The sequence below is a fragment of the Rossellomorea sp. y25 genome (genome assembly GCF_038049935.1).
GTDB lineage: Bacteria > Bacillota > Bacilli > Bacillales > Bacillaceae_B > Rossellomorea.
This window is the reverse complement of sequence record NZ_CP145886.1, coordinates 1711462-1726583: the sequence shown is the minus strand read 5'-3', so window position 1 is coordinate 1726583 and position 15122 is coordinate 1711462. Positions and strand designations below refer to the sequence as shown.

13 protein-coding genes are annotated in these 15122 nt (G+C 39.8%); 3 read left to right on the top strand and 10 right to left on the bottom strand.

The window, feature by feature from the left end:
• The first annotated feature begins 180 nt into the window (after window positions 1-180).
• The gene (locus AAEM60_RS08625; RefSeq protein ID WP_299740401.1) at window positions 181-1053 is read left to right on the top strand and encodes a hypothetical protein; all 873 of its coding nucleotides are present in this window, start codon (window positions 181-183) and stop codon (window positions 1051-1053) included.
• A 66-nt stretch (window positions 1054-1119) separates the two neighbouring features.
• Here AAEM60_RS08625 and nhaC read toward each other — a convergent pair whose 3' ends face one another.
• From nhaC to AAEM60_RS08605, 4 genes are all read right to left on the bottom strand, one after another.
• Window positions 1120-2526, bottom strand: a complete 1407-nt coding sequence (gene nhaC, locus AAEM60_RS08620) for a Na+/H+ antiporter NhaC (protein WP_299740399.1) — start codon at window positions 2524-2526, stop codon at window positions 1120-1122.
• Between the two features lie 511 nt (window positions 2527-3037).
• Window positions 3038-4066, bottom strand: a complete 1029-nt coding sequence (locus AAEM60_RS08615; protein WP_341357821.1) for an EAL domain-containing protein — start codon at window positions 4064-4066, stop codon at window positions 3038-3040.
• Window positions 4067-4276: 210 nt separating this feature from the next.
• Complete coding sequence (locus AAEM60_RS08610) at window positions 4277-5845, bottom strand: peptide chain release factor 3 (protein WP_341357820.1); 1569 nt, start codon at window positions 5843-5845, stop codon at window positions 4277-4279.
• Between the two features lie 151 nt (window positions 5846-5996).
• Entirely contained in the window at window positions 5997-6230 is a 234-nt protein-coding gene (locus AAEM60_RS08605) for a YueH family protein (protein WP_299740393.1), read from the bottom strand.
• Between the two features lie 172 nt (window positions 6231-6402).
• Between AAEM60_RS08605 and AAEM60_RS08600 the strand changes: the two genes are divergently transcribed.
• Window positions 6403-7620, top strand: a complete 1218-nt coding sequence (locus AAEM60_RS08600; RefSeq protein WP_299740391.1) for a NupC/NupG family nucleoside CNT transporter — start codon at window positions 6403-6405, stop codon at window positions 7618-7620.
• A 52-nt stretch (window positions 7621-7672) separates the two neighbouring features.
• On the opposite strand, the gene AAEM60_RS08595 is transcribed toward AAEM60_RS08600, so the two are convergent.
• The 4 genes from AAEM60_RS08595 to AAEM60_RS08580 form a co-directional block, all read right to left on the bottom strand.
• Window positions 7673-8725: a GGDEF domain-containing protein gene (locus AAEM60_RS08595; RefSeq protein ID WP_299740389.1), complete on the bottom strand. Its 1053-nt coding sequence runs from the start codon at window positions 8723-8725 to the stop codon at window positions 7673-7675.
• 121 nt (window positions 8726-8846) lie between these two features.
• The gene (locus tag AAEM60_RS08590; RefSeq protein ID WP_299740388.1) at window positions 8847-10322 is read right to left on the bottom strand and encodes a UDP-N-acetylmuramoyl-L-alanyl-D-glutamate--2,6-diaminopimelate ligase; all 1476 of its coding nucleotides are present in this window, start codon (window positions 10320-10322) and stop codon (window positions 8847-8849) included.
• 186 nt (window positions 10323-10508) lie between these two features.
• Complete coding sequence (locus AAEM60_RS08585) at window positions 10509-11564, bottom strand: M42 family metallopeptidase (RefSeq protein WP_341357819.1); 1056 nt, start codon at window positions 11562-11564, stop codon at window positions 10509-10511.
• Between the two features lie 57 nt (window positions 11565-11621).
• Window positions 11622-11864 carry a hypothetical protein gene (locus tag AAEM60_RS08580; protein WP_341357818.1) on the bottom strand — a complete coding sequence of 81 codons (243 nt, stop codon included), beginning with the start codon at window positions 11862-11864 and terminating at the stop codon, window positions 11622-11624.
• A 131-nt stretch (window positions 11865-11995) separates the two neighbouring features.
• Between AAEM60_RS08580 and AAEM60_RS08575 the strand changes: the two genes are divergently transcribed.
• Window positions 11996-13387, top strand: coding sequence for a peptide MFS transporter (locus AAEM60_RS08575; protein ID WP_299740382.1), 1392 nt, complete (start codon window positions 11996-11998; stop codon window positions 13385-13387).
• Between the two features lie 39 nt (window positions 13388-13426).
• On the opposite strand, the gene AAEM60_RS08570 is transcribed toward AAEM60_RS08575, so the two are convergent.
• Window positions 13427-14239 (bottom strand): YihY/virulence factor BrkB family protein, encoded by an 813-nt coding sequence (locus tag AAEM60_RS08570; RefSeq protein WP_299740380.1) that lies wholly within the window; start codon window positions 14237-14239, stop codon window positions 13427-13429.
• Between the two features lie 169 nt (window positions 14240-14408).
• Window positions 14409-14963, bottom strand: a complete 555-nt coding sequence (locus AAEM60_RS08565) for a GNAT family protein (protein WP_299740378.1) — start codon at window positions 14961-14963, stop codon at window positions 14409-14411.
• Window positions 14964-15122: the final 159 nt, after the last annotated feature.

Here is a 15122-nt window from a genome sequence, read left to right as displayed (position 1 = left end):
TTTCATTATGTATGTTCACTACCGATCGGAAGCAGTTAATGTTAACTATAGTCTCTTCAGGAAGATCCTTCAATATTAAAGCTTCTACAATAGAAAATGTTCACAATTTATTCATCTTGATAAATAAATAAACCTATTCTGTAAACACTATTTTTATACTGAAACGTAAGGAGCATAAGCATGGCGAATTGGGTTCCATTTGTATCCCTTAGTCTTATCAGCATCTTCCTGTTAACCTTCATAGTGATTAAGAACCGTCATATTTCTGCTCAGATTTTATTGTTTTGGCTTTTCATTTCCGGATTAGCCTATGTATTCGAATATATCATCTTTGTTTTACTTAACAGCTATACGTATCATCCCCATATTTTATCGAATAATTACAATGATAGTGTATTGGGGTCGATTAGTTCACAGGCTTTTTCCGTTCCGATCGCCCTTACTTACATTGTTGTCTATCATTTGAAAATAACCCGGATTGCCTTGATCATTGGTTTATTCTTTCTCATTGAAATATGGTTCACCTATTCAAATTTGTACGAACACCATTGGTGGCAATCGTATTACACATCATTTTTCCTAATCCTTTCTGTCATACTGTCTAAGGTGTGGTGGAAGCTGCTCGAAAATGATCCTAATCACTATGTACTATTCATTACCTTGTTTTTTGCTCTGTCGACCGTCTCCCTTTCATTTGCCTGGATTCTTTCTTCCCTGTTGGAACTTTATATCCTCCCAATGAATCATTTCTCTAATCCTACACGGGATTTGATTGCGGGAAATGCGATATACATTTGGTTTACCACCTACTTTTATACACTGGTTATCTTCTTTAGAAATAAGGATAAGCCATATGCTCTGTTGACCATCCTTTTCCTGTTAACCATAGAAGTATTCATGGTCCAAGAAGGTGTGTTGCTATTAAAGAATCCAATCATGATGATGGTTCTTCCCCTTTTTCATTTTTCAATGATTACACTAGGCGGATATTATTACAATCATCATTTCCCAAATTATGTTGAAATCACACGAAAAGGACTGCCCTCTGGATAATTCATCTTTTAGAAAAAATTCGATGAATGACCAGGACAGTCCTTTTTATTTCCTCTTAATAATATGTTAGTTTGATGCAATTGGCTTCGGTTCAGTTTGTTCTTTTTCTATGGTCCAGCCGGTAAATCCATAAAGAATAGTTATAACTGGAGAAATGAGACAAAAGATTGCAAACGGTAAATATTCAAGCGTGGAGACACCTAATACATCGGTTAGGAAGATGCCGCATACACTCCATGGTACTAACGGGTTAATGACTGTTCCAGCATCTTCTAACGTACGTGATAAGTTTTTAGGATGTAACCCAAGTTTCTTATATTGTGATTGAAAGGCTTCTCCCGTCAATAGGATGGACAAATACTGCTCCCCGACAACCAGGTTGATACCAATGGCTGATAAAGCCGTTGAAAGGATCGTTCTTCTTCCTGATTGAATGATCGTTGAGACTTTATCAAGTAACACAGGAATAATGCCAAGCTTAAATAGTATTCCACCCAGGCTTAAAGAAAGGATAACAAGGGAAATCGTGAACATCATGCTGTTGACCCCTCCTCTTGTTAAAAGCGAGTCGATGGATTCCACACCCGTTTTTGACTCATACCCTGCAAATAACACCTGGAACAGTTCGTTCAGCTTCAAGGATCCATGTAAGAATGATATTCCGATCGAGACCGCTATATTGATTGCCAGTGTTAATAAGGCAGGGGTTTTAAATACGATTAAAACAATCAGCAATAATACAGGTATGAGACTATACCAATGAATGAGGCCGGTTTGACTTAAGCCTTCCTGCAGGGATTTCAGCTGTGATAAGTTGACATCACTTGTTTCCGGTGATAAGAATCCGAATACGATGAGCGTAATGATAAAAGCAGGAACGGTTGTCCAAGCCATATTGCGAATATGGGTAAATAAATCTACCTTTACAATAGAAGAAGCAAGATTCGTTGTGTCTGATAATGGGGACATCTTATCTCCAAAAAAGGCTCCTGAAACAATCGCCCCTGCCGTAATGCTCATGGATAATCCCATCGCTTCACCAATTCCGATAAGTGCTACACCTATGGTTGCCGCCGTCGTCAATGAACTTCCAATCACGATGCCGCTTAAGGAAGTAAGCAAAAAGGCAATCGCATAAAAATAGTTGGGAGTAACAAATTCAAATCCATAGAACATCAAGGTAGGAATGGTTCCACTGAGTAACCAGCTGCTCACAAGAAGACCAATGAAGAAAAAGAGTAAAATAGCCCCTAAGCCACCTTGTGCCCCAACAATCATTCCTTGTTCAATCTCTTTGAATTTAACTTTTCGAATAAGTCCATATATCATGAGAAAAAAGAGTGAAAAAATGATCGGAATATGAGGGACTGATTCGAGTACGATAATACTGACACTAATCATCCCCAGTATAGCGAGTAATACCGCTGAAGCTTCTTTAACGGTTGGTTTGTTTACGCTTTGAATGTTTAACATAGTAACACTTCCTTCTCTAAGTTGAAATTGATGAATTGGAATAGAAAGAACAACAAAAAGAACCCTCCATCCCGAATAGGGACGAAGAGTTCTCCGCGTTACCACCCTAATTGGAATAAACCTATTGTCATACATTCCCTCAGCCCATTCATGACTATTCATGAATGTATGACAATCTATTATTCCCACTTCATAAAGGTTTGTCTTTGGATAAAGCCTCATTTACTTAGAGGGTTTATAAGCAATGTAATTCAGAAATAATGGACCTAAGCTTTCACCTGCCGCCTAGTCTCTGATTGCTGTCTACCTATTTCCTACTGCGTTGCTCAAGACAAAGATATGTGATTAAGCGCTAAGAATTAGAAAGGGCATCAAGTTCTTTCGCTCTTAAACGCTTTTAAGCTTTTATGCACTAAAGTAATTATACTAGTATTTTATCATCGTCTTAAAATATGTCAACTACCTTTTTATAAAAAAATGCCTCTCTTCGTAGAAGTGAGGTCACCTTTCCTTATACAAATAGAGAATCGGCAAATGGTTCTACTGCTTGTTGGGCCGGCTTTCCTATGAAATAACCTTGTGCATAATGAACACCGATTTCTTTACAAAAAAGCAATTCTTCTTCCCTCTCTATTCCTTCTGCTAATACAAGGATATTTAACTCCTTAGCAATCTTCATGACTTTCCGTAAAAACTCCTGATTTTCAGCAAGTCTATCACAATGATTGATAAAGGATCGATCAATTTTCACATAGTCCGGTTTTAGGAGAGTCAGCATTTCAACTGTGGCAAAACCGGATCCAACATCATCAAGCGCCACTTTCATTCCTTCACGCTTATATACATCAAGGACGGATTTTAGATGCTCCACATCCTCAATCTTTTCTGTTTCAACCACTTCGAATACAAGATCCTCGGGATTCACACCAATTTCGTTCACAATCTGAAAGGTATGGCGTAAACAAAATTCAGGATTATAGATCGTGGAAGGAAGGAAATTAATAAAACTTTTAATACCTGGATTCACCTGACCTACACGGCATTCGATAGCCGATTTCCTTGCTTTCTGGTCTAACATGGAATGAAAGCCCGTGATGGCGGCAACTTCAAATAATTGTCCGGGATTAATTTTTTTTGACTGGTCCCCTGCCCGCAAAAGAGATTCATAACCCAAGAGACTGTAATCGCTTAAATCAATGATTGGTTGAAGATGACTTGTGAAATTTCCACCCTGAATCATCTCTATCATCTCTCTATGTTTCATTAACAGCATGAATTTGCCTACTGCCATGAATGGTCTGGGCTGATCTATATCATTTATGCTGCACTTCCATCCATACTCTTCCAGTAAATCCTCTACCCTCACAAGCTTTTCGTATAGTACATTCAGATTTTCATATAGAAAAACATATGTACCATCTTCTAATCGCGTCGAATATCCATTCAATGGCACGGAATGATTTTGATCATTATGTAAAAAAAAGCACCCTGCATCGAGATACTTCATGGTTACAGTGCAATTTGCACAAGCGATTTTCACTATCAACTCTCTCCCTTATATGAAATTATATCCTATATTTATATAATAAGGCTTTTTACCCAAAAAACACCACTAATCAACCTTTATATCAGGAGAAATTCACTAGATAATGGTACTAGCTCAAATGAATCCAGGCTTTACACGGAATTCCGAGAACCTAAAAACTAAAAGCACCCCTCCAGATCAAATTCTAGGGGGTGCTTACATAATTTACATTAAACTGTATAATCGTATATCAGGATTTTTATCATTGAACCATCTCATGGCAAAATCATTTTCAAACAAGAAGACCAGGTTGTCATGACGATCTTTCACCAGCATGCTTCGAGAGCTCGACATTGTTTCCTTAACATCTTCTTCATTTTCAATCCATCTTGCAATTTTTGATCCAATCGGTTCCATTTTGACATCAACGTTGTACTCATTTTTCATTCTGTGCTCGAATACTTCAAACTGAAGCTGCCCGACTGCACCAAGAATGATATCTTCCGTGCGAGTCTTATAATATTGAATGGCTCCTTCTTGTACCAGTTGAAGAATTCCTTTTTGAAAGTGTTTCTGTTTCATTACGTTCTTAGCTGTAACACGAACAAAAAGTTCTGGAGTAAATTGAGGGAGCTTTTCATACTGGAATCCTTGTTTTCCTTGCACTAGTGTATCACCGATTTGATACGTACCCGTGTCATATACCCCAATGATATCTCCACTCACAGCTTCATTTACAGTACTTCGATCATCTGCAAGAAATTGTGTAGACTGAGCAAGCTTAATGGATTTACCTGTGCGAGAAAGGTTAACAGTCATCCCTCTTTCAAATTGACCTGAACAAATGCGGACAAATGCAATCCGGTCACGGTGAGCAGGATTCATATTGGCTTGAATCTTAAATACGAATCCAGAGAATTCCTCTGCCGTCGGTTCAATCTCGCCTGCGTCAGAATTCCTTGGCTGTGGAGACGGTGCAAACTGTAAATATGTTTCAAGAAACGTTTGAACGCCAAAATTGGTTAATGCACTGCCGAAGAAGACAGGAGAAAGCTCTCCATTCGCTATCCGTTCACGGGAAAATTGGTTTCCTGCTTCGTTCAGAAGCAAAACATCTTCAAGCGTTTGGTCGTATAGATTGCTATCCTTAAGAGGATGCTGGCCTTCAATTTCACCTTCATCGTTTAAAGGTATAAAGCGATCTTCATCGTCTACACGGAATTGCTCAATTCGATTATGGAATCGATCATAGATTCCTAAAAATTCTTTCCCCATCCCTATCGGCCAATTCATCGGGTAGGATTGAATTCCCAATACTTCTTCAAGCTCTTCCAATAATTCTAAAGGCTCACGTCCTTGACGGTCGAGCTTATTAATGAAGGTGAAGATCGGTATCCCTCTCATGCGGCAAACTTTGAAAAGCTTTAAGGTTTGCGCCTCGATCCCTTTGGCTGAATCAATGATCATAACCGCGCTATCAACAGCCATCAAGGTTCTATACGTATCTTCAGAAAAGTCTTGGTGACCTGGTGTATCAAGGATATTCACCCGATAATCATCATAGTCGAATGCCATCACAGAAGAAGTGACCGAAATCCCTCTCTGCTTCTCAATTTCCATCCAGTCAGATGTTGCAAACTTTCCTGATTTCTTTCCTTTTACAGTTCCAGCTGCTCGAATTGCTCCTCCAAAAAGAAGAAGTTGCTCTGTTAATGTTGTTTTCCCAGCATCCGGGTGGGAAATAATAGCGAAAGTTCGTCTTGACTGAACTTCCTGTATAAAGTCTATTTTCATTCATAAAACCCTTTCTCGTCATTATCACTTTCTCATCATATTCGTTCTAAAGTGACAATGCAACAAAGAATCAAAACCCTGGTAAATTCGGTAGCTTTACTGATCATCTTCTATCAGTGTGAATGGGACCGTATTCGCCTTACATTATCTCTTACATCTCACGTGTCCACTGAACAATCCGGGAACTTAAGGTGGTTGCTGTCTCTCCTGAAACCCTCTCCTGTAATGAATGGAATAATTTTGTGTGTATATCTTCCTCTTCATAGGTAAAAGAATAAGACCATTGAATACACGGCACCGCAATTAATATGAGCTCTTCTTTCTTGTTTTCATATATATATACTTTTTGTTCCAAGCCTTCCAAAAAATTTTTTCTGATCTTCATAATTTGTATCCCCTTTCATGAAAACGCTTTATTGGCGCATACTAAAGACGATGTTGTCCGTACAACTTCACTAAATTCGTGTAATTGTAGGTTGTCAGACGTCTGAAAGAATTGTAAAATAAAAAACCGAAAGCATCAAGTTACAAACTTAAATTTTGAAGAGGTGAAAGAAGTGCAATATTTATGGGGTATCATGGGTATCATTGTCGTTCTGGGAATTGCTTTTGCATTTTCTACGAACAAAAAGCGTATTAATTTCAGAACCGTCCTTGGAGGACTAGCTATACAGTTATTTTTCGCTTTTGTCGTGTTAGAAACTTCTTGGGGTCAAAGTTCTCTTAAATGGTTGACTCAAGGTGTCAACGCTATAATCAATTATTCAAACGAAGGTATCACCTTCCTTTTCGGTGGTCTTTATACGGAAGAATCCAATATTGCGTTTATTTTTGCGTTTAATGTCCTTCCAGTCGTTATTTTCTTTTCTGCGTTAATTTCAGTCCTTTACTATCTTAAAATCATGCAGTTTTTCATCAAAATTTTAGGTGGCGGATTGGCAAAGCTTTTAGGAACAAGAAAGGCCGAGTCACTGTCTGCAGCAGCGAATATTTTTGTCGGACAAACTGAAGCCCCGTTAGTAGTAAGGCCTTATCTATCTAAAATGACTGAATCGGAACTTTTCGCAGTCATGACAGGTGGACTTGCTTCCGTTGCGGGTTCCGTATTAGTCGGGTATTCCTTACTGGGCGTTCCTTTGGAATATTTATTGGCAGCAAGCTTCATGGCAGCTCCTGCAGGACTCGTATTGGCAAAGTTATTTGTACCTGAGACAGATAATACACCTGAACCAAAAGAGCTTGATATGGAAGCGGATTCTGATTCGGCAAATGTCATCGATGCAGCGGCTAAAGGTGCCAGCGTCGGGCTTCAATTAGCTTTAAATATCGGTGCAATGCTACTTGCATTTATTGCACTCGTTGCCCTTATTAATGGTTTACTCGGATTTGTAGGTGGTTGGTTCGGTTTTGACAGCCTTTCACTTGAACTCTTACTTGGATATGCTTTTGCTCCACTTGCATTTGCGATTGGAGTACCTTGGAGTGAAGCAGTCATCGCCGGAAACTTCATTGGACAAAAGCTTGTCATCAACGAATTCGTTGCTTATTCCGCGTTTGCTCCTGAAATCGGGAACTTATCGGATAAAGCGGTAGCCATCATCTCCTTCGCTCTTTGTGGATTTGCGAACCTTTCTTCATTGGGTATTTTACTTGGTGGACTTGGTAACCTTGCCCCTGACCGCAGAGGGGATATTGCCCGATTAGGATTAAAAGCCGTCATTGCCGGTGCACTCGCTTCATTACTAAGCGCTGCAATAGCTGGTATGTTTGTATAATCGATTTGATTATTAAAGAAGCTGTCCTCTAGGTGGACAGCTTCTTTTCATTCTAGACTGCTGATGGAGTGAACAACTCATCATTTGACAGACAGGTTCTTCTTTTCCCTGATTTCTTTGCTGCATAAAGTCTTTGATCGGCGAGTGCGATAAGCTCTTCCGGGTCATTCGCTTCAGTCGTTTCAGCTTGACCGAAACTCATGGAAATCGGCAGAGGCTGTAAGGACTCCAACCGGCTGTATAACTCTTTTAAAAACTGATGGATAACATGGTCATCCATATGAGGCAATAGGATGACAAATTCTTCTCCTCCATATCGAAATGCCTGTCCCTTATATATCTCAGAGAGGGTACGAAAAACTTCCCCTACCTTTCGAATGACTTCATCCCCTGTTAAATGTCCTAATTCATCATTCACTTTTTTGAAATCATCGATGTCTCCAAGGAGTATAGTGAAGGATTCATTCTCATCCAGTTTCTTTCTAAACTTTTCCTGAAATGATAGCTGATTGAATAAGCCAGACAAATAATCTCTATGGGCGAGATGATGATAGGCTTCCTTTTGCGCATAATGAGCACGCTCCCGTAGCATGATCAACGCCCCAAAAAGACCGATGATCCAAAGGAAAAACAAATTAATAGAAAGAGTGAAATAATGTTGGAATTCGCTTAAGTTGACGGTCACGGTCCCCATCAAAAGATATGCCAGGCTAAATACAGCAAGGGAAATGAGGGCTCCTTTGGTTCTCCAATAAATCGTTGCATGCATGACAAACAATATTGAAATCGGGTAAAGCGGACTATGTATCCCTTCTGATAAAAACATCAGCCAGATTAATGCCAGGAAATCGAACATTATCCCCGCCTTTAAGATGAATTGGAGACTTCTTTTATCATCCCTGGCCCGAATAAGTGCAATTTGAGTCACAAGCATATAGATGACCCCGGATACTAATAAAAAGGGAAAGACCTCTTTATTGGTAGTGATATTATCAGAAAAGGGAGGTACGTAAAATATAAGAGTAGCGATCACAACAAACAGCCACCTCAAAGTAGAAAACAACTTCTCTGTTTCATAATCATTCAAGTACAACGAAAATCTCATTAGCTTCATTCTCTCATCATTTAATATATAGTTAAATTTACCAAAGTTTAAGAAAGTCGTCTATGTACATATAAAAAAGCAGACCAACATCTGTCATATTGGTCTGCTACTCCGTTTAAGATTATTCAGTTATACCGTACTTCAACTTGCTTTCTTCTATCGCAATATCCTTGTCACTATGAGGATATTTCGTATTTTCGATGATTTGATAATCCTCATGACCCTTACCGGCAAAGATGATAATATCCCCCGGTTCACTAACCTCCACTGCATGCTTAACCGCTTCGGCACGATCCCCGATTAAAGCGTACTGGTCATGCTGCATTCCTTTTTCAAGATCTTTTAGTATGCTATCGTACTCTTCATATCGCGGGTCATCTGTCGTTAAGATGACATAGTCTGCAAGTGATGCTTTTTCTGCCATGGTAGGACGTTTTGTCTTATCACGATTTCCTCCTGTTCCGACGAGGAAAATGATTTTGTTTTCCTTGAACGGCAGGACTGATTGAATGGCGTTTTCGATTGCATCCGGTGTATGTGCATAATCAATGTAAACGGAGAGGGGGGCATCCATTTCAACCTTCTCCATTCTCCCACTTACAGGTGGAAGGTCGCGAACAATTTCCACCAGTCTGGATACTTCCATCCCCCTCGCATACAGACAAGCCATAGCTGTAAGGACATTGTATACATTGAACTTTCCTAATAGCTTCATTTCCACCTTAAAGTTTCCTTCAGGAGAAGCCAGCGTGAACTTCGTTAAATCATTATAATACTCTACATCTTCTGCCTTAAAGTCAGCGTGCCCTTCTAGCCCATAGCTGATCACTTCATGAGGAGTCATATAGCTGTAGCGCTCATACCATTCGTCATCTGCATTAAGAACAACGTACTTTGGATCTTGTAAGTCTTGACCTAATTGTGAGAACAATAACCCTTTCGCATATCCATAATGTTCCATCGTCCCATGATAATCCAAATGGTCATGACTTAAATTGGTGAAAGCCACCACATCAAAGTCGATACCCCATAATCTCCCCAACGCGAGTCCGTGTGAGGATACTTCAAGGGTGAAATTCTGGATATCGCGATTGATTGCTCTTTGAAGCATCTGCTGGTTCGTTAAGTTGTCACAGGTTGTGTTTTCACTCGGTAGCAGTTCTCCATCTAGATTAAAGCCGATTGTGCCGGATAATGCGGAGCTCCGGCTGTCTTTTTTCAGGATGGAATGGATCAGGTTACTCACTGTGGTCTTCCCGTTTGTACCGGTTATACCGAAAACCGTTAACTTTTGTGAAGGGTAATCATAATACTTATTGGATAATTGAGCCAAGGCTTTGAATGAGTCTTTAACTACGACTAATGCCGCATGATTTAAATCAATATCTAATTGTTTTTCTGCAACAATCAGGGTGGCTCCTTTTTCAACGGCCATCTGTGCATAATCATGTCCATCCACTGTGTAGCCTCTTATACATACAAACAAGCTTCCTTCTGTCACTTTTCTGGAATCGACATGAATTTCGTTTATTTCTGAAGGCAATTCACCGTAAATGGTTTTTAATTTAATGCTGTCTAACAGGTTATATGTAATCATTTGCTTACCTCTTTTGTATTAATATTGTATCTATTTTATCTTATCATCTTCGCTTTGATAAGAGAAATACCTCCAATAATCAAAACAAACTTTTCTCACACAATTGTCACCATACCCCCATTCACGATGACTAAAACAAAAAAGCCTTTGATCACACCCATAATAAGGGTGATCAAAGGCTTCACTTTACTCCTCAACCATCTTTGATTGAACATATTGCCAAAGTAATTTTTCCGTATTGAGAATCGAGGATTCATGCGTTCGCTCATATGCATGAGAAGCATCGATCCCCGCACCGATCAGTCCATGAACGATGTCAAAGCCTGCACGGATCGCGGCTGATGCATCGGAACCATAGTAAGGATAAATATCGACTTTATATTCGATCCCGTTTTCTTCAGCTAATGAGACTAAGTGTTTACGCAATTCGTAATGATAGGGTCCACTTGAGTCCTTTGCACAAATAGATACGGTGTATTCATCCGTTGATTGACCATCACCGATTGCTCCCATATCCACTGCCAGATATTCAACGGTTTCGTCAGGAATATTAGAATTCCCGCCGTATCCTATTTCTTCATTATTGGATATTAAGAAGTGGGTCGTATAAGGAAGAGCGATTCCTTCTGATTTGATTTGGCGAATCAAGCAGAGAAGCATACCCACACTCGCCTTATCATCTAAATGGCGAGATTTAATAAACCCGCTTTCTGTAATTTCAGCACGAGGATCGAAAGAAACAAAGTCCCCCACTTCTATACCAAGCTCTCTTACTTCCTTGGCATTTCCGACCTTTTCATCAATACGAACTTCTATATTCGTTTCATCCCGTTTTGCTTCACCTGCATTTTTGTATACGTGAACGGATGTTTGATGCATAAGGATGGTTCCAGTGTAGGTTCTGCCTGAAGAGGTTTCAATCTGACAATACTCCCCTTCGACTGCATTCCATCTGAATCCACCAATCATGGATAAACGCAAACGTCCATCACTCTTGATTTCCTTGACCATGGCGCCAAGAGCGTCCACATGTGCCGTCAGCATGCGATGTCTTTCTGTGTCTTCGCCAGGTAGCGTAATGATCAGTGCACCTTTTCGGTTTCTTTTCATTTCTACATTTAGGTCTGAAAGATATTCCTCAACAAAATTCATAATTTTATTCGTGTTTCCTGAAGGACTTGGAATTTCTACAAGCTCCTTAATTAATTGAAGAGTTTTCTTCGTATCTGGATATGTATTCATTTGACTCCCTCCCTTCCCGTATTATACCGTCATTTGCCAGATTACTACAAATCATGTTTACCGAATATTCCATCTAATACGATTGGATTTTTCAATCGCTTCTCTTTCAAATTTCTTTCTTATCTCTTTTTGAAACGGATGAAGATACCCACAGTTCTCACAGAAGTAAAAGCCAATATTCCCCCTGATCTTTTGTCCATGAGGCAGAATCGTAAACCCATCACCATATTCTTCCCTTAAGAATATTTCACTTTCCGTCAAATCAGGGTGACCACAATATAAACAACCATTAAACTCCATTTTTCCCACCGCCCCTTTTTGTACATGCCTATGAAGGGAACGGGAATACTATGAATGGATTCGTAGGAAGTTTACTGTAGCCCCTTAATCATTAACACAATAAAAAACATCAAAGAAACAGGAGTGATATAGTGAACTCATCAACACTGGACAATTTACCTCAAGGTAAGAAACATCCGAAAGGGTTATATCTCTTGTTCTTCACAGAATTATGGGAACGGTACAGTTACTATGGCATGAGGGCTCTTCTCGTCCTCTATCTAACAACTGCATTTGTAAGCGGGGGATTGGGTGTGGATCCTGCCAAGGCATTATCCATCTATGGAATTTATACCGGAAGTGTATATTTCACACCAATATTCGGAGGGTGGATGACAGACCGCTATATAGGATTGAGAAGAGCGATTACCATTGGGGGCATCACAATGGCATGCGGGGATTTTTTAATCTTCCTTACCCACTCCCAAACTGGGCTATATGCAGGATTAGCCCTTCTAGTAATCGGAAATGGATTCTTCAAACCGAATATCTCAACCCTGGTTGGTGAGCTCTATCCACGAAATGATAAACGAAAGGATGCAGCATTTACGATCTTTTATATGGGAATTAATCTGGGAGCATTATTCGCACCGCTTATTGCAGGGTTTCTCGCAGAGGATTTATTTCTCAAAACACTTGCGGATGGTACGATGCACTATGGATTTAAATGGGCTTTCCTTGCATCCTCCATCGGAATGGTTACTGGACAAATCATCTTTAGCACATTAAATAATAAGTATCTTGGAAACGTTGGATTAAGGCCCAATAAAGCACTGGCAGAAGAAGCGAACGAGAACCAGAATGTTCCTCTGTCGATGAAAGAAAAGCAGCGGACAAGAGCCATTCTAATCCTAGCCTGCTTTGTCGTTTTCTTCTGGGCTGGCTTTGAACAGGCAGGAAGCTCGTTCACTCTGTATACGAAAAATTTCATCGATCGAGAAGTGTTCGGCTATACTATTCCTGTCGCCTGGTTCCAATCTGTTAACCCCTTGTTCATTGTGATTCTGGCACCGATTCTTTCAAGTGTCTGGTTAAAGCTTTCAAGGTCAAATAGAGGCGACCTGAACATGACGACAAAAATGGGAATCGGAATGATTCTCCTCGGACTCGGATTTATGATCCTCATTCCCGCAGTCATGCAAACGGGTTCGGATGAACAGAATATTACCATGAAGGCAAACTTACTGTTTATCGTCTTTACTTACCTTCTGCACACCCTTGGAGAACTCTTTTTATCGCCTGTCGGTTTGTCGCTCGTCAGTAAAGTAGCACCTGTTAAAATCGCATCCTTGCTGATGGGGGTTTGGATGGCTGCCATAGGGGTGGCGAGTCTTCTGGCCGGACAGTTAGCCTCCCTGACAGCCACACTGGGATATTTGGAAATCTTCGCTGTCATCGGTGCCACCGCCATTATCCTGGGCTTAGTCTTACTTGCCATTTCGAAAAAGCTTGTATTGATGATGAGGGAAGAAAACCAAACGTAATAGAAATAGGAAAGCCTCTGGACAATTCCAGTGGTTTTCCTATTTCACCTTTTTCTCAGCTGCACTCCCATTCAGTAATCCACCAATCAATAATATCGTGGAGGAAATGTAAAACCATACAACTAACGTAATGACGCTGCCCAGCTGGCCATAGAACTGGGAATAGTCATTCAGTTTAACATAGGTACCGTATAACCAGGAAACCCCTTGCCAGCCAAAGGTTGCGAATAGTGCACCGGGAATGACATGTAGGAAGGAAATTCGTTTACTTGGAACAACCATATAAAGAAACAGGAAGAGTATGAACATAAAGATCGAGCTTAAACCCCATTTTCCAATGACCCACGCTTGACTCCATTCTCCGTTAATCTTCCCTTCTGCGAACCTTGCATGACGGATATATTCCTCAACTACAGGTACGATAAGGGAAAATGAAATAAGGAACATAAAGCCGACTGTCAATAATAAATCATATAATAACGCGATTAAAAAGGGTTTCTTCCTCTCGATTCTATACGCTTGATTCATTGATCTTACCATGGATTGGACGGCCATAGAGGAAAGCCAAAAGGTAAAGAAGATGGAAATGGACAATACATCTCCCCGTTGGTCATACAAAATACGATCAATATTATTTTGAATGATAGCGTATGATTTATCAGGTGCAAAAGGCTTAATCAGAAGCAATACATTGGTTTCCGTTATGGGCAGATAACTAATCAGCGAAAAGACAAAAATTAAAAACGGAAAGATGGATAATAATAAATAATACGCCAACTGTGCAGAATGATCGAAGAAGCGTTCCTTAAAAAATCGAACTGTCACATTCTTAGTATGATGTAAGATATTCATGGTTTTAAACTCCTAAATAGGAAAAGATATTCTTATTTTCCCCTTTCATGCAAAATTCAATCATTTTTAAACAGCTTTGCATTATCATTTGACCTTTCTCCATTTTCCCTGTCAAATGATAAGCGTGAGGAATTACTAAGAGGATATGGAATAGTCCCCGATCCTCACCTCATTCTGCATCCCCTTTTTTCCACTCATCCTCTAATAAACCAAATAGCAGAGAGTCTCTCCACCCATTTTTCATTTTCAGGTCTTGACGGATTCTTCCTTCTAACGTCATTCCGATTTTTGTTAACACTTTATGAGAGGCTATGTTTTGGGACCCACATTTCGCTGAGATTTTATGCAAATTCAACTCAGAGAACCCTCGCTCCACTAACGCTCTTCCAAGGAGAGTTCCGATTCCATTCCCCCAGTAATCAGGATGTAGTATATACCCGATCTCACCTGATTGATGAACGAAGCTCTTGATGATAATTTCTCCTGCACCAATCACACGACCGATTCTCTCATCGACCAAGGCATGAACATACCTTGTTTGTGGAACCACCTTTTCAGCTTTCAACACTTCCTCCACATACGCTAGTGTTTCCACCTCTGAATTCGGGCCCCATGGCTGATACTGAGACACAGTTTCTTGAGACGCATAGAGATGAACGTCCTTCCAATCTTCTTTCTTTAACCTGCGTATATATAAATGAGAAGAAAGATAAATCTTTTCCATGTCATTCACCCCACATGCATAATAAATTGAACTAATATTAACACAACTTTCTGTATTAGGATTAAATTTTTCTGAATGAATGTCACTATTGAACAAATAGACAAGATAAATAAAAAACCAACAATCAAAATTCACGAAAATACCCGTAACTAATAAAGG

Excerpts from the sequence above, each read along its gene's own strand:
- AAEM60_RS08565 (WP_299740378.1), bottom strand. The coding sequence starts at position 14,963 with ATGGAAAAGATTTATCTTTCTTCTCATTTATATATACGCAGGTTAAAG.
- AAEM60_RS08610 (WP_341357820.1), bottom strand. The coding sequence starts at position 5,845 with ATGAAAATAGACTTTATACAGGAAGTTCAGTCAAGACGAACTTTCGCT.
- nhaC (WP_299740399.1), bottom strand. The coding sequence starts at position 2,526 with ATGTTAAACATTCAAAGCGTAAACAAACCAACCGTTAAAGAAGCTTCA.
- AAEM60_RS08580 (WP_341357818.1), bottom strand. The coding sequence starts at position 11,864 with ATGGAGTTTAATGGTTGTTTATATTGTGGTCACCCTGATTTGACGGAA.
- AAEM60_RS08585 (WP_341357819.1), bottom strand. The coding sequence starts at position 11,564 with ATGAATACATATCCAGATACGAAGAAAACTCTTCAATTAATTAAGGAG.
- AAEM60_RS08590 (WP_299740388.1), bottom strand. The coding sequence starts at position 10,322 with ATGATTACATATAACCTGTTAGACAGCATTAAATTAAAAACCATTTAC.
- AAEM60_RS08625 (WP_299740401.1), top strand. The coding sequence starts at position 181 with ATGGCGAATTGGGTTCCATTTGTATCCCTTAGTCTTATCAGCATCTTC.
- AAEM60_RS08605 (WP_299740393.1), bottom strand. The coding sequence starts at position 6,230 with ATGAAGATCAGAAAAAATTTTTTGGAAGGCTTGGAACAAAAAGTATAT.
- AAEM60_RS08595 (WP_299740389.1), bottom strand. The coding sequence starts at position 8,725 with ATGAGATTTTCGTTGTACTTGAATGATTATGAAACAGAGAAGTTGTTT.
- AAEM60_RS08570 (WP_299740380.1), bottom strand. The coding sequence starts at position 14,239 with ATGAATATCTTACATCATACTAAGAATGTGACAGTTCGATTTTTTAAG.